General features: G+C 71.8%; 18 protein-coding genes and 1 pseudogene. 6 read left to right on the top strand and 13 right to left on the bottom strand.

Translation table 11 applies throughout. The features are described from left to right. Nucleotides 1-20: 20 nt before the first annotated feature. The 10 genes from KYY02_RS03250 to KYY02_RS03205 form a co-directional block, all read right to left on the bottom strand. Nucleotides 21-1,391, bottom strand: coding sequence for a bifunctional albaflavenone monooxygenase/terpene synthase (locus KYY02_RS03250; protein ID WP_371235850.1), 1,371 nt, complete (start codon nt 1,389-1,391; stop codon nt 21-23). Further along, a complete protein-coding gene (gene cyc1, locus KYY02_RS03245) occupies nt 1,388-2,473 on the bottom strand; it encodes an epi-isozizaene synthase (RefSeq protein ID WP_371235849.1) in 1,086 nt (361 codons plus the stop codon). The genes KYY02_RS03250 and cyc1 overlap by 4 nt, the downstream gene beginning before the upstream one ends. A 221-nt stretch (nt 2,474-2,694) precedes the next feature. Beyond that, a complete protein-coding gene (def, locus tag KYY02_RS03240; RefSeq protein WP_371235848.1) occupies nt 2,695-3,345 on the bottom strand; it encodes a peptide deformylase in 651 nt (216 codons plus the stop codon). A gap of 149 nt (nt 3,346-3,494) precedes the next feature. Continuing rightward, nucleotides 3,495-4,475 carry a tetratricopeptide repeat protein gene (locus tag KYY02_RS03235; RefSeq protein ID WP_371235847.1) on the bottom strand — a complete coding sequence of 327 codons (981 nt, stop codon included), beginning with the start codon at nt 4,473-4,475 and terminating at the stop codon, nt 3,495-3,497. A 102-nt stretch (nt 4,476-4,577) separates the two neighbouring features. Further along, nucleotides 4,578-5,879 (bottom strand): HD-GYP domain-containing protein, encoded by a 1,302-nt coding sequence (locus KYY02_RS03230; protein ID WP_371235846.1) that lies wholly within the window; start codon nt 5,877-5,879, stop codon nt 4,578-4,580. Continuing rightward, a complete protein-coding gene (locus tag KYY02_RS03225) occupies nt 5,876-7,267 on the bottom strand; it encodes an HD-GYP domain-containing protein (RefSeq protein ID WP_371235845.1) in 1,392 nt (463 codons plus the stop codon). Before KYY02_RS03225 ends, KYY02_RS03230 begins: the two co-directional genes overlap by 4 nt. A gap of 145 nt (nt 7,268-7,412) precedes the next feature. Then, nucleotides 7,413-7,724 (bottom strand): mycothiol system anti-sigma-R factor, encoded by a 312-nt coding sequence (gene rsrA, locus KYY02_RS03220; RefSeq protein WP_371235844.1) that lies wholly within the window; start codon nt 7,722-7,724, stop codon nt 7,413-7,415. After that, nucleotides 7,721-8,407, bottom strand: coding sequence for an RNA polymerase sigma factor SigR (sigR, locus tag KYY02_RS03215; protein WP_371235843.1), 687 nt, complete (start codon nt 8,405-8,407; stop codon nt 7,721-7,723). Before sigR ends, rsrA begins: the two co-directional genes overlap by 4 nt. A gap of 254 nt (nt 8,408-8,661) precedes the next feature. Continuing rightward, nucleotides 8,662-9,375 (bottom strand): alpha/beta hydrolase family protein, encoded by a 714-nt coding sequence (locus KYY02_RS03210; protein WP_371235842.1) that lies wholly within the window; start codon nt 9,373-9,375, stop codon nt 8,662-8,664. Nucleotide 9,376: 1 nt separating this feature from the next. After that, nucleotides 9,377-10,183, bottom strand: coding sequence for an SOS response-associated peptidase (locus KYY02_RS03205; protein ID WP_371235841.1), 807 nt, complete (start codon nt 10,181-10,183; stop codon nt 9,377-9,379). 981 nt (nt 10,184-11,164) lie between these two features. On the opposite strand from KYY02_RS03205, the gene KYY02_RS03200 reads away from it, so the two are divergent. The 4 genes from KYY02_RS03200 to KYY02_RS03185 all read left to right on the top strand — a co-directional run bounded on the left by KYY02_RS03200 (nt 11,165) and on the right by KYY02_RS03185 (nt 14,828). Next, the gene (locus KYY02_RS03200) at nt 11,165-11,887 is read left to right on the top strand and encodes a M50 family metallopeptidase (RefSeq protein ID WP_371236011.1); all 723 of its coding nucleotides are present in this window, start codon (nt 11,165-11,167) and stop codon (nt 11,885-11,887) included. A gap of 148 nt (nt 11,888-12,035) precedes the next feature. Beyond that, nucleotides 12,036-13,376, top strand: a complete 1,341-nt coding sequence (gene aroA / locus KYY02_RS03195) for a 3-phosphoshikimate 1-carboxyvinyltransferase (protein ID WP_371235840.1) — start codon at nt 12,036-12,038, stop codon at nt 13,374-13,376. Between the two features lie 9 nt (nt 13,377-13,385). Further along, on the top strand, nt 13,386-14,396 hold the full coding sequence (gene rsgA / locus KYY02_RS03190) for a ribosome small subunit-dependent GTPase A (RefSeq protein ID WP_371235839.1): 1,011 nt from the start codon (nt 13,386-13,388) through the stop codon (nt 14,394-14,396). 108 nt (nt 14,397-14,504) lie between these two features. Then, a complete protein-coding gene (locus tag KYY02_RS03185) occupies nt 14,505-14,828 on the top strand; it encodes a DMT family transporter (protein ID WP_371235838.1) in 324 nt (107 codons plus the stop codon). 7 nt (nt 14,829-14,835) lie between these two features. On the opposite strand, the gene KYY02_RS03180 is transcribed toward KYY02_RS03185, so the two are convergent. Continuing rightward, complete coding sequence (locus KYY02_RS03180) at nt 14,836-14,958, bottom strand: hypothetical protein (protein ID WP_371235837.1); 123 nt, start codon at nt 14,956-14,958, stop codon at nt 14,836-14,838. Further along, a pseudogene (locus tag KYY02_RS03175) lies at nt 14,949-15,017 on the bottom strand (TetR/AcrR family transcriptional regulator); the annotation flags it as partial. The gene KYY02_RS03180 and the pseudogene KYY02_RS03175, both read right to left, overlap by 10 nt. 127 nt (nt 15,018-15,144) lie before the next feature. Between KYY02_RS03175 and hisN the strand changes: the two are divergent. Together hisN and KYY02_RS03165 are read left to right on the top strand one after the other, a co-directional pair. Then, nucleotides 15,145-15,945, top strand: coding sequence for a histidinol-phosphatase (gene hisN, locus KYY02_RS03170; protein ID WP_371235836.1), 801 nt, complete (start codon nt 15,145-15,147; stop codon nt 15,943-15,945). A 169-nt stretch (nt 15,946-16,114) separates the two neighbouring features. Beyond that, complete coding sequence (locus tag KYY02_RS03165; protein WP_371236010.1) at nt 16,115-16,516, top strand: CBS domain-containing protein; 402 nt, start codon at nt 16,115-16,117, stop codon at nt 16,514-16,516. Between the two features lie 71 nt (nt 16,517-16,587). Here the strand turns inward: KYY02_RS03165 and KYY02_RS03160 are convergent, their stop codons facing one another. Beyond that, nucleotides 16,588-18,039, bottom strand: a complete 1,452-nt coding sequence (locus tag KYY02_RS03160; protein ID WP_371235835.1) for a catalase — start codon at nt 18,037-18,039, stop codon at nt 16,588-16,590. Between the last annotated feature and the right edge of the window lie 74 nt (nt 18,040-18,113).

Here is an 18,113-nt window from a genome sequence, read left to right as displayed (position 1 = left end):
GCCGCGCGCCGGGCGGCCGGTCAGCGGGGCACCGCCCGCAGCAGCAGGCCGCGCGGCCGCAGCGTGATGCCGATCCGGGGCCGGAGGTCGGAGCCGGGCACGTGGGCGAAGCGGTAGGCGGAGGCGACCACCGCGGTGACGAGCGTGAGTTCGGCCATCGAGAAGTGGTCGCTGGGGCACTTGCGGTTGCCCACGCCGAACGGGCTCATCGCGTACCTGGGCACGTTCCCCGCCCGCTCGGGGAGCCAGCGGTCGGGGTCGAACTCCTCGTGCCGCTCGTACGAGCGCCGGTCGCGCTGGACCGCGTACGGGCTGTAGATGAGGTCCGCTCCCTCGGGAATGCGGTATCCGCCGAGTTCCGTGTCGGTCACCGCGCGGCGGGTCAATATCCACACGGCCGGATACAGCCGCAGGGTCTCGACGACGACATTCGCGGTGTACTCCAGCTTCCGGACGTCCTCGAATGCGACCGGTCGGTCGCCCACGACGGTTCTCACCTCTTCGCGGATCCTGTCACCGACTTCCAGGTGCTCGGTGAGAACCAGGAGGAGCGACATGATCGTGGCTCCGACGGTTTCACTGCCGGGGGTGAGGATGGCGACGACCTGGTCGTGGATCTCCTGTTCCCCTATGGGCTCGCCGTTCTCGTCCCGCGCCTCCAGCAAAGCCGTCAGCAAATCGTTCGGCTTTCGACCGCTCGCCCGCCGGTCGGCGACGATCTCGTCGACCAGGACATGCAGATCGGCCAGCGCGCGGTTGAATTCCCGGTTGGCCGGGAGCGGAACCCTGTAAAGCGGTCCGAGCGGTACCACCATGCGCCGGTACATGCCGCTGAACAGCGTGGCGAGGTCGGCGCAGACGCGCTCCGCCCGGGCGTCCATGGAACTGCCGCGCATCAGGCAGCGGGCGGTGACCCGGACGGCCATCCGGAAGGACTCCGCCGTGACGTCCAGCACCTCCTTGGAACGCCAGCGCTCCACGAGCGCGTACGCCTCCTCCGCCATGATCGGCCCGTACGCGGGAATGGCGTCGAGCTTGAACGCGGGCTGGATGGTGCGGCGCTGGCGCCGGTGCAGCGGGCCGTTGGCGGTGGCGACGCCCTCCTTGCCGAGCAGGTCCTCCAGGGACTCCCACAGTGGTCCGGCGATGATGTAGTCGGGGCTCAGCGCCACCGCCCCGGTGAGGGCGGGGGTGGTGACGGCGTACACCGTCTTCGGGCCGAGCTTGAGGCGCACCACGTCGCCGTGGTCGCGCAGCCGGGACATGAAGGACAACGGATCGCGCGCCAGCCTCCAGCCGTGGCCGAGGACGGGCACTCCTCCGCCGGCCACGGGGGGTTCGCGCAGCGGGGGCACCTCGGCCGCCCCGGGGTTCGCCGACCCGACGCTCATGACTCACCTGCCGCTTCGTTGTCGACGTACGGGGGTGTGGACCGGTCGTCCCAGCTGTCGACCCGGTACCGGCCGGACTCGTGGTGGAACCAGTAGACGGAGCTGAACCAGTTCCGCATGTTGCCGACGCAGGCGCGTACGGCGGCACTCGTTTCCTTTCCTCCCACCGTGCCGTCGTCGAGGGTGTCCGCGAAACGCAAGGCGTCCCTCTCGGCGTCCTGGAATTCGCTGATGCATTCCTCGACGCGCCGCCTCACTTCCGTGATCGCCTCTTCGAGTGCGAGTTCCTCGTGGATGACGAGACTGATACCGAGGTTGTGCACCTCACTGCCCGCCATCTCCTTCGGCAGCGAACACAGGTCGTTGTACCAGGCGGCGAATTCCTGACTGAGCAGTGCCGCTTTCCGGTAGGCGGGGTTCTGTCGTACCTCGTCCGGCAGTTCCCTTCCCGCGCTCGGCTCCAGGAGATCGGTCCATATCCAGTGCGCGAAGGTGAGCCGGCGCAGTTCCAGGTATTCCTCGACGGTGGGGACGATCCCCTCCGTGCGGTTGCGGAACTCCCGGTCGTACGCCTCGATCACCTCGTGGAAGTGCCGGGCGAACCGGTCGTTCCAGCCGCCCGGCAGGAACGCGTACAGCCGCTCCACGCTGTCCGCGAGCCCCGCCACCACCGGGTCCCCGTGATCCAGGTGGTCGCCGGGGCTGTCGAGGGCCCTGTGCAGCCGGTCCTTCAGCCGCAGCCAGGCGGCGGCGCGGCCGTGGACGATGTCACGGTCGTGCCGGTCGTCCCAGACGAAGAACCACGCGCTGTAGTCCGCTATCGCCTGCAGGACGTCGTCGGGGGCGCCGATGTAGTAGCCCGCCATGAGGTCGGTGTAGCACAGGCCATCGGCATGTTCCTCCACCTTGTCCGCCGGCATGAGCCGCTTTCCGAGCAGCCATGCCCGGGTCTCCTCCCGAAGCCGCGGCCAGTACGGGTGGAATTTCCGGGGAAAAGCCGTCTCGATCACCGGGAGGGACAGCGCCGGTGGAACTGCGATGATGGTCGGTGTCGATGTGGTGCCGTGTGACAACGCATGCACGAACAATCCCCTCTCTGCCGCCAGTCGGCGTGCGCCCGCCCCCGAGCCGGGCGCACGCCGTGCGTATCCCCGCACACCCATTCAGCACCACGAGTGACCGTTCTGGGGACGGATTTGCTTCTTTCGCTCCCACAAGGGGCCGCACAGGCGAACGGCGCCCGATCGAGGAAGTGCTCGATCGGACGCCGTCGGTGAGGAGGCGGAGGGGCTCCGGAGGCCGGTCAGTCGTTGGCCACCACGGGGTAACGCGGCTCGTTCTCGGCCATCTGCCGCAGCGCGTCCTTGCGTTCGCGCTTGGACAGCCGGTCGATGTAGAGGTAGCCGTAGAGGTGGTCGGTCTCGTGCTGCAGACACCGTGCGAAGTAGCCGGTACCGCGCACCCGGACGGGGTTGCCCTTCTCGTCCTGGCCGGTCACTTCGGCGTAGTCGGGACGGGCCAGCGGCATGTACGCCGTGGGCACCGACAGGCAGCCCTCGTTGCTGTCGTCCAGCCGACGCCTCTCGGCGGGCAGTTCGACCAGCTTGGGGTTGCAGAGCACGCCGACGTGCCGCACGCCCTCGTCGTCCGGGCAGTCGTAGACGAAGACCTTCTTGTCCACGCCGATCTGGTTGGCGGCCAGGCCCACACCCTCGGCGGTGCGCTGACTGGCGAACATGTCGGCGACCAGTTGCTGGAGCTCGTCGCCGAAGTCCGTGACGTCCTCGCACTCCTGGTGCAGTACCGGGTTGCCGACCACGGTGATCGGGCGCGAGGTGCCGCGCTCCCGCCACGCCGTCTCGCGCTCCTCGCAGTCCTCCGTATCGATGACATATCCCTCGTCGTCGACGGGGAGCACGCCCGCGTTCTGCTGATCGGTGTCCTGCTGAGCCATGACCGACGTACGCCTTCCTCAGTGAAACCCAGGTTGATGCTCGATACAGGGTACGGGGAACGCGTCCCGAAAGGGCGCGGGACCGCGTCGACGGGCGGCTCCGCCGCACGGGCGCGATCACCCCGTGAACCCACGGCCGGCGAACGGTCTCAGCACACCTCTTCGAGATCCCGCCAGTCCCGCGAGTCCGGGCTGTCCGCAACCCACCCGTCCAGCAGCCCCCGAACGAGAGAGGCGGGGGCCGCCACCCCGCACTCCCGCTCCGGCACCCACAACTGCCCGTCCGTACGGTGCCCCAGCGGCCCGGGGTGCCCCGGCTCACTGTGGTCGTGCGGATCCAGGTGCTCGCCCTCCCCCTCGTCGGACGGCATCCGGGACTCCGAGCACATCCGGCACAGCAGCCGCACGGAGGACGACCAGTCCTCGGCCGCGAACCCGGCGTCGGAGGCGAGCTGCTCCAGCGCGTCCCGGTCGTCCTCGGTCGCGGCCTCCAGCAGCACCACCCAGGTCGGTACCGGTGAGGGCGCCCACAACTCGATCTCGTCGAACACCGGGTAGGTGTGCCCCGCGGCGGTGCTCCGCTCCCCGTGCGGTACGCCGTCGTGCAGGACGACCTCGCCCCAGCGGCGCCCCGAGGACGGCAGCGGAATGGAGAGCACCTCGATCCGGGCGGGGTCGAGGCGTCGCCCCCACACCACCTCCGCCTCCCCCTCCGGGGACAGCCGTACGGCCGCGCTGCCCAGGTCCATGCCGAGGGGCTCGCCGGAGTCGGTGGCCGGGCCGGGGACCTTGAGTCCGTAGGCCTGCCAGGCCCGCCGGGCCAACGGCCAGTCCTGCAGGGCGGTGGCGGCGATGCCGACGTTCCACCAGTCGGGGGCCCCGGTGTCACGGTCGAGCAGCGCCACGGCCCGCAGTCCGGCGGCCCGCGCCTGCTCCCAGTCGTGCCGGAACTTGTGCAGCAGCGCGAGGTTGAACCAGGACTCCGACAACCAGGGCTCCAGATCGGCGGCACGGGTCAGCAACGCACCCGCGTCCTCGTACCGGCCGTCGCCGATGAGCGTGAACGCACGGTCCGTGGCCTGCCGCCAGGAGGCGGAGGGCCGGTTCCGTCCCTTGCCGAAGATCCTCACGATTCCCGCCTGCCAGTTCCGTCGGTGGGCTGGCTGTGCCTGTCCGCGCCCCCGGACACCCTCTCCTTCGCATCCAACCACGTACGGCCGCGAGGGCGCTCATTACCCATGGGTTACCCAGCCTCGGCCGGGGTCAGACAGTCCCGTCCGTGGTCCCCGCCACGATCGGCCTCCGTGTTCACGCGTACCCTCCGTGTTCCGTGACAGCACCCGGGCCAGTGCTTCGACCACCTCCGGCGCGTACTCGCCGGCGGCGCCCAGGCGCAGTTCCTCCAGCGCGGTCAGCGGCCCGCCCGGCCCTCCTTCCCTGGACGTCTCCTCGTACGCGTTGACCACCCGGACGATACGCGCGGCGAGCGGCTGCTCCCGGTGCGGGTCGGCCTGGCGTTCGACGATCGCGGCCACGCGCGGGTCCACCCCGGTCTGGCGCACCACGGCGCCGCCGAGCAGCGCGATCCGCCGCTGTTCGGCGACCGGAAGGACGGCGGTGGCGCCGCCGGGGACCGGGTCGACGAGGCTGAGCTGGCCGATGTCGTGCATCAGGGCGGCGTACTCCAGCACGGTCAGTTCGGGTTCGGTCAACCCGAGGTCCCTGCCCACCGCCCGGCTGAGCCCGGCGACCCGGCGGGCGTGTCCGGCCGGGGTGTACCCGGCGATCTCGGTGGCCCGTGCGAGGGAGGCGATGGCCTGCCGGTAGGTGGCGCGCACGGCGGCGTACCTCCGGTAGGACAGTTGTGCGAGCAGCAGGGGTACGGAGAAGACGGGCAGCGCCCACAGCCCCACGACCGCGACCCCGAGCGCCATCACCGCGCCCGTGGCGATGACGGCGGCCCCGATGCCGGGCACGGCCCGCAGTTCACCGCGCAGCGTCGGCAGGAAGGGCCATCCGGCGCGGGAGTGGGCCAGCGCGGCGGCGAGCACGGCGTCGCACAGCGCGGTGAGGGACAGCAGGGCGAGCAGCAACAGCGCGTGGGCGGGGCCTCCCCAGCCGTCGAAGGCGCCCCGGTTGTACAGCGGCTGGAAGCACACGGCGGCGAACCCGACGGTCAGCACCCTGCGGGCCGACAGGTCGAGGGCCGGGCCCCCGCCACGCCCGACGTGCGGCACGCTGCCGAGCAGGAACGCGGCGAGCACCACGGTGACGACCTGGGCGGCGCCGTGCTGGGTGGGCCGCCCCGCGGTCTCGCCGAGCAGCGCGTACGACAGCGAACCCGCGGCGGCGAGCGGCGCGGCCTCCCTGATCCGTGTCCCGTTGCGCCGGGTGAGCTCACCGACGGCGATGAGCACCCCGAAGGCCAGGGCGGTACCGCGCTCCTCGACGCCGTCGTAGAGGGTGGCGCCGAGGGAGCCCGCGGCGAGGCCGGCGGCACACAGGTGCAGGACGGTGTGGAGCCGGGGTCTCATCGGCGCGCCCCGGGCCGGCCGGCGACCGGTTCGGCGGGCCCGGACACGGCGCCGGGCCGTATGCCGCCGGCCGGCCGGGGGTCGTCGGCGGTCACCGCCGGATGCCAGCCACCCCGGCCGATCGCCCGGGTCAGCGCGGCCACCATCCGCGGGTCGAAGTGGGCGCCCGCGCACCGCCGGAGCTCCTCCAGTGCCACGGGGACGGGCCGCGCCCTGCTGTAGGAGCGGTTGGAGGTCATCGCGTCGAAGGCGTCGGCGACGGCGACCACCCGCGCGGACTCCGGGATCTGACCGCCCGACAGCCCGTAGGGGTAGCCGGTGCCGTCCAGCCGTTCGTGGTGGTGCAGGACCGCCGCGCGGGCCTCGCCGAGGAAGGAGATCCCCCGCACCATCTCGTGCCCGTACTCGGGGTGCAGTTCGATCACCCGGCGCTCCTCGGGGGTCAGCGGACCGTCCTTGGTGAGCAGCCGGGTGGGCACGCCGAGCTTGCCGACGTCGTGCAGGATGCCCGCGAAGCGGAGCACCTCGACGCGTTCGTCGTCCATGCCGAGTTCCCGCGCGATCATCATGGACGCCCGTCCGACGCGTTCGCTGTGCCCGCGCGTGTAGCCGTCCTTGATGTCGACGGCCTGGACGAGCGCGCGGATCGTCGCCTGGTGGGCGGCCCGCTCCCGGTGGTACTGGGCGAACGCCCACCAGGAGACGCCCATCGGCGGCAGCACGAGCAGCGCGGCCACGGGACCGTAGGGGCTGCGCCACAGCAACGCCATCATGAGTCCGGCCAGGCCGTGCACGGTGATCGGTGCCAGCGACCTGAGGAACAGCCGCCACCAGGCGGCCGGCGCCGAGATCCGCTTCCCGCGCGGGAGCGCGCCGGGCGCCGGAACGCCGCCGTCCAGCAGGGTGAGCACCAGACAGAACACCAGCACCGCGGCCCCGGCCGTGCCGAGCGCGCCCGGGACGTCGCAGTCCGCCACCGCGTCCCGGCCGCCGACCGCCAGGTGGACCCGGCCCGCCGCCCATACGGCGAGCACCAGCCGGCCGGCCCGCCAGAGCCTGCGTGCCGGGCACGTGCGCTGTCCCACGGGGAGCAGCAGCGCCCCGGGGAGCGCGACCAGCGCCGCGGCGGACGGTGGCAGCAGGAAGGCCCCGGCGAGCAGGACGGGGTGAAAGGTTCCGCCCGGATGCGAAGCCGCGGCCGGACGCGGCCGGGCGAGGTGCTCGCAGCCCGCGTACAGCGCGGCGAGCAGGACCACCGCCCACCAGGAGAAGCGGACACCGCCCGGCGGTGACACCGGGCTCCCGGGGACCAGCGGCAGCAGACAGAGCAAGGCGGGCGCGGCGACACAGGCGGCATATGCGCGGGCCCGCGCCGGTAACGCCTCCATGAACCCCTCCCCGACCGTGCCCGCCGGCACTCGGCCTGTCGCCTGCCAGGTTCTGGAGCCTAGGGCGACGGAGCGTGCCTCCACGGGCCGATAACCGGCGGATTAGCACGTTCGAGTGACACAGGGGCCGGGGAACCGCGGGGTGTCAGGACTCCTGCGGGGTGGCCGACGCGGCCGTGACGTCCTGGTCGGGAACGGCCTGGCCGGAGCGGATCAGGTCGAGCCGGCCCATGACCTTGGAACGCAGGTCGCCCGGCACGTCGTCCTGTCCGCAACAGCGCTTGACCAGCTTCTTCACCGCCTGCTCGAGCCCGTACTTCTCCAGGCACGGCGAGCACTCCTCGAAGTGGTGCTCGAACTTCACGCAGTCGGAATCCGGCATCTCACGGTCGAGGAACTCGTAGAGATGATCGAGGATCTCGCTGCAATCCGTCTCGTGCGGCTCTCCGCAGCTCATGACCCCGAGCCTTTCGCTTCGTTCGACTCCCCGGCGCCGGCCGGGACCAGTCCGCGCTCGCGCGCGTAGTCCTCCAGCATGCCGCGCAGCTGACGGCGGCCACGGTGCAGCCGGGACATCACCGTACCGATGGGTGTCCCCATGATGTCCGCGATCTCCTTGTAGGCAAAGCCCTCCACATCGGCGAGGTATACCGCGATGCGGAACTCCTCGGGGATCGCCTGGAGCGCTTGCTTGACGTCCGAGTCGGGCAGGTGGTCCAACGCCTGCGACTCCGCGGAGCGCAGACCGGTGGACATGTGCGACTCGGCGCGCGCGAGCTGCCAGTCCTCGATCTCCTCGGCCGCGCTGCGCTGGGGTTCGCGCTGCTTCTTGCGGTACGAGTTGATGAAGGTGTTGGTGAGGATCCGGTACAGCCACGCCTTGAGGTTGGTGCCCTCGCGGAACTGGTGGAATGACGCGTACGCCTTGGCGTACGTCTCCTGCACCAGGTCCTCCGCGTCGGCCGGGTTGCGCGTCATGCGCAGGGCGGCCGAGTACATCTGGTCGAGGAACTCGAGCGCGTCCCGTTCGAAGCGCGCGCTGCGCTCCGCGGTCGACTCCCCGCCCGTACCGCCCTGGCCCTCGGGCTGCTCCGCCTGGCCGTGTTCGGTCCCTGCGTCGGTACCGGGAACCGGACCCACCTCCTCCAGAGTTGTCGCGGGACCGAAGGCGGCCCCACCCGAATCGGAGGATAGACGACGATCCGGTCCGCCCGCCGCCCGAATGGGGGCGGTCCTGGCCGCGTGCAGCACCGTCCAGTCCAGATCGGCGCGGCTGCTGCGGGCCGGGCAGGTTGTCGAACCCATGCGGCGGACTTCCTCTCCTACGACGGTGGTGCCGGCGGCCGGCACGTACGACCGTCCCAACAGCGGGAGCCGCCCGGGCATTCCCGGAGTCAGCCGAGCGTGCCGGTCCACCGCACGACGGCGTCGGTGACGACCGCCACGGCCCCGTCCTGAGTGATGTCCGCCCGCTTGGGCACGGCGAAGCCGTGGTCGCCGTGGGGGACCTCGACCAGTTCGAAACCCCCCACGGGGAACTCCTCGGGCCTGCCGAAGGGGTCGTTGCCGCCCTGGACCACGAGCGTGGGCACGCCGGTGCCCAGCAACTCGTCGGCGCGGGACCTCTCGGGCCTGCCCGGCGGATGCAGGGGGAAGCTCAGGGCGAGCACGGCGTACGCGCCGAGTTCCGTGGCGGTGCGGCAGGCGACGCGGGCGCCTGCGCTGCGCCCGCCCGAGACCACCGGCAGGCCCGGCTTCGCCAGCGCGGGCCAGACGCCGCGCCAGCCGGTGTCGAGGGTCTTCGGCGCGGGGGCCACCTTCTTGCCGGCCACCCGCCAGGGCTGTTCGACCAGGGCGACGGTCACGCCGTGTGCGGGCAGTCCGGCGGCGAGCGCCTTCAGGTCCCGGGCCTCGACGCCGCCGCCGGCGCCGTGCCCCACCGCGAGGACGAGGCGGGCGCGGTCATGAGCGTGGTGCCAGGTGACGCGTGCGGTGCCGGCGTCGGTCTCGACGGTCTCGGTCGCGTCCGTCGTGCCTGTCGCGTCCGTCGTGTCCGTTGTCTCCGTCGTGTCCGTCGTGTCTGTCGTGTCTGTCGTGTCGGAAGTCACGTCAGAAGAGTGTGCCCTCCTCCGGTGCGGCCAGCTCGGTCAGCAGCTCCGGTCCGTTGTTGCGGACGTTGCTGACCGCCGTGGCGACCGGGTAGGCGCGCATCAGGCCGGGGGGCGGCGGGGCGAGCAGTTCGCCGGCGTCCGTGCGGGCGGGGTCCAGCCAGGCGTCCCAGCGGTCCGGGGTGAGCATCAGCGGCATCCGCGGGTGGATCTCGGCGAGGGTGTGCGGGCCGTCCGCCGGGGACACGGCGAGCGGGCCCGTCTCCGCCTCGGTGGTGATGACGGAGCACGTCACCCACCAGGCCTGGGGATGGTCGTCCGGCAGCGTCTTGTCCCGCCAGAACTCGTACAGCCCGGCCATGGCGAACACCGAGCCGTCGGCCGGCGTCACGAAGTAGGGCTGCTTGCGGGGCCGCTTCTTCCTCCCCTCGACCTCCAGGTCCCGCTCCTGCTTGCCGGTGACCCACTCGTAGTAGCCGTCGGCGGGCAGGATGCAGCGCCGGGAGGAGAAGGCGCGGCGGTAGGAGGGCTTCTCGTGGACGGTCTCCGCGCGGGCGTTGATCATCCGGGCCCCGCCCTCGGGCGTCTTGGACCAGGAGGGCACCAGGCCCCATTTCAGCTTCCGCAGCTGCCGCACCGGGCGCGGGTCCTCCGCGTCCTTGAGGGCACGGTCGAGAACGGCGTAGACCTCCTTGGTCGGCGCCACGTTGTAGTCGGGTTCCAGGGCCTCCTCCGGCTCCCACTTCTCGATCCCGAAGATTCCCGCGAGATCCTCGGGCCTGCGACTCGCTGCATACCGTCCGCACACGTCAAACCCCGTCCGCGCCTGTCAGGACAATGTGTCACCACCCTACGGAAGGGATCCGGGCGTTCCGAGCGGGTGTCCCGGAACCCGGTGACCGTCCGGACGGGGGCCGGGCGCGGGAGGGGTCCCGCGACGGGCGCGGACACTGGCCGGTGCGCCGTACGCCCGGCGAGAAACTCTCGGCCCCGGACGCCGTCGCGGCCGGGCCCAGGAACCGAGGAGAGCGGCGATGCCCCTCTCCGCCGGTCTCGCGCGCGGTGTCGCGCCCACGGTGCCGGGGACCCTGCACGCCCGTACGCTCACCGATGAGCTCAGCGCTCCGCCCCGGCAGGGGCTCACGGTCCGCTTCGGGCACGGCGAGGAACCCGACGTGGACCTGGGGATCGGCGTGGACGATCTGCGGGTGAGCCGGCGGCACGGCGAGCTGACGTACCAGCGGGGATGTGGTGGCTGCGCAACACCGGGCAGCAGCTCGTCCGACTGCCCCGGGGCCGGACGCTGCGCCTCAGCACCGAGCCGGTCCCGCTCGCCGGTGCTCGACGAAGGCCGTACAGGTGTCACCGTGCACCGGGTGCCGCGCACTTGCTCTCCCGAGCGGACCGTCAGCATCGGTCCGGCGTCCGGTACCGGAACCAGCGCCCTCCCCCGTGGCGTCCGCAAGGGACTCGGCGGGGGGAAACCGCGGCAGCGGCCGACCGTCCACCACGGGGTCGTACGTCATCGGGTGCGTCACCAGCCTCTGTCCTCCTTCCGGCGCCGACCGCCGCCGTTCCCGCACCACGGGCATCACGAGCAAGCGGTCCCCGAGTACCAGCGGCCGCCCGGGCCCCCTCCCGGGGGCGCCGGAGGCACCGCCCCTGACCTGCCTGTTCGCTGTCAGGAACGATCGCCGCTCCGTCGGCGTCCCCCCTACCGTCCACACATTCGTGCAACACTGCTGGACCCCGTACGCCCAGAGGGAGCGATTCGAAACGCATGGAAAGCATGGTCAGCACCGCGTCCGCCTCGTTCGCCTCCCTCTGGGACGAGGTCTCCGGCACCCAGCCCGACCCGGATGTGTGGGTGGTCGTCGCCACCCTGGTCGCCGCGGCCGCCGTCGTCGTGCCGCAGGGACTGTGGCGGCTGTCCCGGAACGCCGTCACGATCGCCCACGAGGGCGGGCACGGTCTGGTGGCACTGCTCACCGGCCGCACGCTGACGGGGATACGCCTGCACTCGGACACCAGCGGCCTGACCGTCAGCCGCGGGAAACCGCACGGCATCGGCATGATCCTGACGGCCGCCGCCGGCTACACCGCTCCCCCGCTGCTGGGGCTGGGCGGTGCCGCGCTGCTCGGCACCGGCCGCATCACGCTGCTGCTGTGGCTGGCCACGGCGCTGCTGGTGGCGATGCTGGTGATGATCCGCAACGCGTACGGGGCGGTGTCGGTGCTCGTCACGGGCGGCACGTTCGTCCTGGTGTCCTGGCTGACCGGGCCCCAGGTGCAGGCGGCGTTCGCGTACGCCGTGGTCTGGTTCCTGCTCCTGGGCGGAGTGCGCCCGCCCTTCGAGCTCCAGGCCAAGCGGTCACGCGGCGGCGCGGGCGACTCGGACGCGGACCAGCTCTCGCGCCTGACCCACGTGCCGGCGGGCCTGTGGCTGTTCCTGTTCCACGCGGTGTCGCTCTGCGCGGTGCTGGGCGGGGGCAGGTGGCTCCTGGGACTGTAGGGCACGGGGGCACGGCACGCCCGTCGCCGGGGCAGCGGGTCCGGCGGCCCGTGCCGGTGTGCGGCTCGCCGCGCGGGCACGAGCAGGCATGACGGATCCGCGGCCGACGAACGGCCCGCCCGCTCCCCCTCCTTATAGAGTGGTCCCCATGGCCCGAACCTTCGCGCACACCGCCCTCTGGCCCGCCCCGCACGCGAGCGGAGCCGTCGACGCGACGGTCCACGTGCCCGGGTCCAAGTCGGTCACCAACCGTGCCCTCGTCCTCGCCGCCCTCGCCTCCGAGCCCGGCTGGCTGCGCCGCCCGCTGCGTTCCCGCGACACCCTGCTGATGGCCGACGCCCTGCGCGCCATGGGCGTCGAGATCGAGGAGACGGTGTCGTCCAGCTCCTCCGTCGCGGGGGGCCCGGACAGCACCGGCGAGGCCTGGCGGGTACTCCCCACCGGCCTGCGCGGCCCGGCCACCGTCGACGTCGGCAACGCCGGCACGGTGATGCGGTTCCTGCCCCCGGTCGCCACGCTGGCCGACGGCTCCGTCCGCTTCGACGGGGACCCGCGCTCGTACGAGCGTCCCCTGAACGGCGTCATCGACGCGCTGCGTCGGCTGGGCGCCCGGATCGACGACGAGGACCGCGGCACGCTGCCGATGACCGTGCACGGCGGCGGCGCCCTGGACGGCGGCACCGTGGAGGTCGACGCGTCCTCGTCCTCCCAGTTCGTCAGCGCCCTGCTGCTGTCCGCGCCGCGCTTCAACCAGGGTGTCGAGGTCCGGCACACCGGTGAGACGCTGCCGTCCCTGCCGCACATCCGGATGACCGTCGACATGCTCCGCGCGGTGGGCGCCCAGGTGGACACCCCCGAATCGGGCGGCGAGCCCAACGTCTGGCGGGTCACGCCGGGCGCCCTGCTGGGCCGGGACCTGACCGTCGAGCCGGACCTGTCCAACGCCCAGCCGTTCCTGGCGGCGGCGCTGGTGACCGGCGGCAGGATCGTCATTCCGGACTGGCCGGCCCGTACCACCCAGCCCGGTGACCGGCTGCGGGAGATCTTCACCGGGATGGGCGGTTCCTGCGAGCTGACCGAGTTCGGGCTCGTGTTCACCGGCTCCGGGTCGGTCCACGGCATCGACGTGGACCTCGGCGAGGTCGGCGAGCTGACACCCGGCATCGCGGCCGTGGCGGCGCTCGCGGACTCCCCGTCGACCCTGCGGGGCGTGGCCCACCTGCGGCTGCACGAGACGGACCGGCTGGCCGCGCTGACCAAGGAGATCAACGAGCTCGGCGGCGACGTCACCGAGACCGCCGACGGGCTGCACATCCGCCCGCGTCGGCTGCACGGCGGGGTCTTCCACACCTACGAGGACCACCGCATGGCCACCGCCGGCGCGATCATCGGCCTCGCGGTCGAGGGCGTGCAGATCGAGAACGTGGCGACCACGGCGAAGACCCTGCCGGACTTCCCCGAGCTGTGGACCGGGATGCTCGGGGCTTAGGGGTTCACCATGCGCCGCTACGGCAAGCACACCGACGAGGACGACATCCGCTCCCGTCCCCACCGCAAGGGCAACCGGCCGCGCACCCACATCCGGCCCAAACACGAGGACGCGGCCCCGGGGCTGGTCCTCACCGTGGACCGGGGCCGGCTGACCTGCCTGGTCGGCGACCGGACCGTGCTGGCGATGAAGGCCCGCGAACTGGGCCGCAAGGCGGCCGTGGTCGGTGACCGGGTGGCGATCGTGGGCGACCTGTCCGGGAAGAAGGACACGCTGGCGCGGATCGTGCGGATCGAGGAGCGTGCGTCGGTGCTGCGCCGTACCGCGGACGACGACGACCCCTACGAGCGGGTCGTCGTCGCCAACGCCGACCAGCTCGCCGTCGTCACCGCCCTCGCCGACCCCGAACCCCGTCCGCGGCTGATCGACCGCTGCCTGGTCGCGGCGTACGACGGCGGTCTCGAACCGCTGCTGGTGCTGACCAAGTCGGACCTCGCACCGCCGGACAAGCTGCTGGAGCTGTACGGCGACCTCGACATCCCGTACGTCGTGACCAGTCGCGCGGAGCTGGAGAGGGGCGAGGCCGCGGACCGGGTGCGAGAGTATCTGGACGGCCGGATCACCGCGTTCGTGGGGCACTCCGGGGTCGGCAAGACGACGCTGGTCAACGCGTTGGTGCCGGAGGAGCGACGGCGTACGACCGGCCACGTCAACGCGGTGACCGGGCGGGGGCGGCACACGACGACGTCCGCGCTGGCGCTGCCGCTGGCGGGGGCCGAGGGCTGGGTGATCGACACACCGGGGGTGCGGTCCTTCGGGCTCGCCCATGTCGATCCGTCCCGGGTGATCCACGCCTTCCCCGACCTCGAGTCGGGCACGGAGGGCTGTCCGCGCGCGTGCAGTCACGACGAGCCGGAGTGCGCGCTGGACGCGTGGGTGGCCGAGGGGCACGCGGATCCGGCGCGGTTGTACTCGCTGCGGCGACTGCTGGCGACGCGGGAGCACACGGAGGGCGACTGACCTCCGCCTTGTTTGTCGTGCCCTCCGGACGGTAAGTGCATAATCGCACCGAGCCGGACCCGGACCTGATGAAGCGGTCACTGTACGTGGAACGCGGGAGGACGACACATGGCGTGGCTGCTGGTCGTAGTGGCCGGGTTGCTCGAGACCGGCTTCGCCGTGTGCCTGAAGCTGTCGCACGGCTTCACCCGGCTGTGGCCGACCATCGCGTTCTGCGCCTTCGCGCTGGGCAGCTTCGGGCTGCTGACGCTGGCGCTGAAGAAGCTGGACGTGGGGCCCGCGTACGCGGTGTGGACGGGCATCGGCGCGGCGGGGACGGCCATCTACGGGATGGTGTTCCTCGGGGACCTGGTGTCGACCCTGAAGATCGTGTCGATCACGTTCGTGATCGTCGGTGTGATCGGGCTGCAGTTGTCGGGGTCCGCGCACTGAGCGTCCGCTACGGCACCACCGGCTGCCGTTGCAGGACGCCGCGCACCAGCTCGGCGACGCCGCTGTCGGCCGGGGGCACGGTGACGCAGGACAGGGCGAGGCGGACCACCGGCTCGCAGGAGCGGGCCACGGCCGGCGCGCCAGTGCCGTGTAAGCGGCGTCCAGCAGGGACTCGCGCGCCGCAGGCATCTTCGCCTCCCTCGGGGCGAACGGCCGGTCCCGCGGTCAGGTTTGACGCGCCGTCGGACCCTGTCGAGGGTGCGCGGGTCCCGCCCCCGGTGGCCTCGCACCGGCCTCGGCGGATACCGTTCGGTGCATGCCCGACTACCTCGACGACCTGCGTCTCGCCCATGTCCTGGCGGACGCCGCCGACGCCGCCACGATGGAACGGTTCAAGGCCCTCGACCTCAAGGTGGAGACCAAACCGGACATGACGCCGGTGAGTGAGGCGGACAAGGCCGCCGAGGAACTCATCCGCGGCCACCTCAAGCGCGCCCGCCCGAGGGACGCGATCCTGGGCGAGGAGTACGGGGTGGAGGGGACGGGGCCGCGGCGCTGGGTGATCGACCCGATCGACGGCACCAAGAACTACGTGCGCGGGGTCCCCGTGTGGGCCACGCTGATCTCCCTGATGGAGGCCGGCGAGGGAGGCTTCCAGCCGGTCGTCGGGGTGGTCTCCGCCCCCGCCCTCGGCCGTCGGTGGTGGGCCGCGCGGGGGCACGGCGCCTTCACCGGCCGCAGTCTGTCGTCGGCCTCCCGGCTGCACGTCTCCCGGGTCTCCCGGCTCTCCGACGCCTCCTTCGCGTACTCCTCGCTCAGCGGCTGGGAGGAGCAGGGGCGGCTGGACGGCTTCCTCGACCTCACCCGCGAGGTGTGGCGCACACGCGGGTACGGGGACTTCTGGCCGTACATGATGGTCGCCGAGGGGTCGGTCGACCTGTGCGCCGAGCCCGAGCTGTCGCTGTGGGACATGGCGGCCACCGCGATCGTGGTGACGGAGGCGGGCGGCAGTTTCACCGGACTCGACGGCCGCCCCGGCCCGCACAGCGGCAACGCGGCCGCGTCGAACGGGCTGCTGCACGACGAGCTGCTGGGGTATCTCAACCAGCGTTACTGAGCGGCACGGGGCGAGCGTGCGCGCCCCCGATCGGCCGCACGCGTCCTCTTGTTGACCCCCGCTTTGCCTGCCACTCCGGGAGCCCCCCACTTGTGAACCTGTGAGATCACGAACGAGCGGACTCCCACGTCCGCGACCTCGCGTTTTCCGGTAGGAGGTGGCTCCACCCCTGCTCGTCCGTGACGCCATGAGCACCGTGGTCCTCACCATCGGCCCCGCCCACACCCTCCGCCGGGCCGCCGCCCTGATGTCCGCCCGCCGAGTGGGCGCGGCCGCGGTCCTCGATCCCGACGGCACCGGCGTCGGCATCCTCACCGAGCGGGACGTGCTCGACTCCGTAGGGCTCGGCCAGGATCCCGACACCGAGCGCGTCCACGCCCACACCACCACCGACGTCGTGTTCGCCGCTCCGTCCTGGACCCTGGAGGAGGCCGCCGTCGCCATGGCCCACGGAGGTTTCCGCCATCTGGTCGTCCTGGACCGGGACGGGCCCGCCGGCATCGTCTCGGTCCGCGACATCATCCGCTGCTGGGTGCCTCGGCGGCAGCGGTCCCAGCAGGTACCGGCGTAGCGGCACGCCGAACGGGCCGGGCCCCGAAAGGGGGTCCGGCCCGTGTTTCGACAAGCGGTCCAGCGCTGGGATCAGCCGCGCAGGGCCTGGACCGCGGCCTCCAGCCGCTTGCCGAAGTCCTCGTCCGCCTGACGGAAGTTGTTGATCGCGCGCTCGGCGATGTCGTCGCGCGTGACCCCGGAGATGGCGTTCGCCAGGTTCTTCACCAGGCGCTCCTTCTCCTCCTCCGTCATCAGCCGGTACAGGTTGCCCGCCTGGACGAAGTCGTTGTCCTCGGCGTGGACGGGCGTGACCGTCTCACCGGTGACACCGGTGACCGCGATGGACTGCCACAGCGGACGGCCCGTCTGGGCCGGGCCGCCGAAGCTGTTCGGCTCGTAGTTCTTCGCGCCCTTGTGGCGGCCGTCGTAGAGGTAGCCGTCACGGGAGTGGGTGCGCGCCTCGGTGGCGTGCGGGCGGTTCACCGGCAGGTGGTCGGCGTTGATGCCGACGCGGTAGCGGTGCGCGTCGCCGTACCCGAAGAGACGGCCCTGGAGCATCTTGTCCGGGGAGGGACCGATGCCCGGTACGAAGTGGGCGGGGCTGAAGATGGACTGCTCGACCTCGGCGAAGATGTTCTCCGGGTTGCGGTTGAGCTCCAGCTTGCCGAACTCGATCAACGGGTAGTCCGCGTGCGGCCAGACCTTGGTCAGGTCGAACGGGTTGAAGCGGTACGTGGCCGCGTCGGCCGCCGGCATCACCTGGACGTAGGCCGTCCAGGACGGGAACTCGCCGCGCTCGATGGCCTCGCGCAGGTCCCGCTGGTGGGAGTCGGGGTCCTTGCCCGCGAGGATCTCGGCCTCCTCGGCGGTCAGGTTCTTGATGCCCTGGTCCGTCTTGAAGTGGTACTTGACCCAGAAGGCCTCGCCGGCCTCGTTGTTCCACTGGAAGGTGTGCGAGCCGAAGCCGTCCATGTGGCGGTAGGACGCCGGGATGCCGCGGTCACCGAACAGCCAGGTCACCTGGTGCGTGGACTCCGGCGACAGGCCCCAGAAGTCGAAGACGTTGTCCGCCTCCTGCGAGCCCGTGTACGGGTCGCGCTTCTGGGTGTGGATGAAGTCCGGGAACTTGATCGCGTCCCGGATGAAGAACACCGGGGTGTTGTTGCCGACGAGGTCGTAGTTGCCCTCCTCGGTGTAGAACTTCAGCGCGAAACCGCGCGGGTCGCGCACGGCGTCCGCGGCGCCCAGGTTCCCCGCCACCGTCGAGAAGCGCAGGAAGGTCTCCGTCTGCTTGCCGACCTCGGAGAGGAACGCGGCCCGCGTGTACTGCGTGACGTCGGCGGTCACCGTGAAGGTGCCGTAGGCACCGGCACCGCGGGCGTGCACCACACGCTCCGGGATGCGCTCGCGGTTGAAGTGGGCCAGCTTCTCCAGAAGGAGCTGGTCCTGAACGAGGACCGGGCCACCGACGCCCGCGGTCTCGCTGTTCTGGTTGTCGGCAACCGGGGCACCGGCCTCCGTAGTAAGCGGTCCCTGCGTCACGTGCGCCTCCTGCGTCGTTACTGACCAACCTGTGCCTTGGCCAAATCCGAGCTCGATCCTACAATGGACAATGT

It is taken from the genome of Streptomyces pimonensis, from assembly GCF_041380215.1.
In the GTDB taxonomy this organism is placed as follows: Bacteria; Actinomycetota; Actinomycetes; order Streptomycetales; family Streptomycetaceae; genus Streptomyces; species Streptomyces pimonensis.
This window is presented reverse-complemented; position numbering and strand designations above follow the sequence as displayed.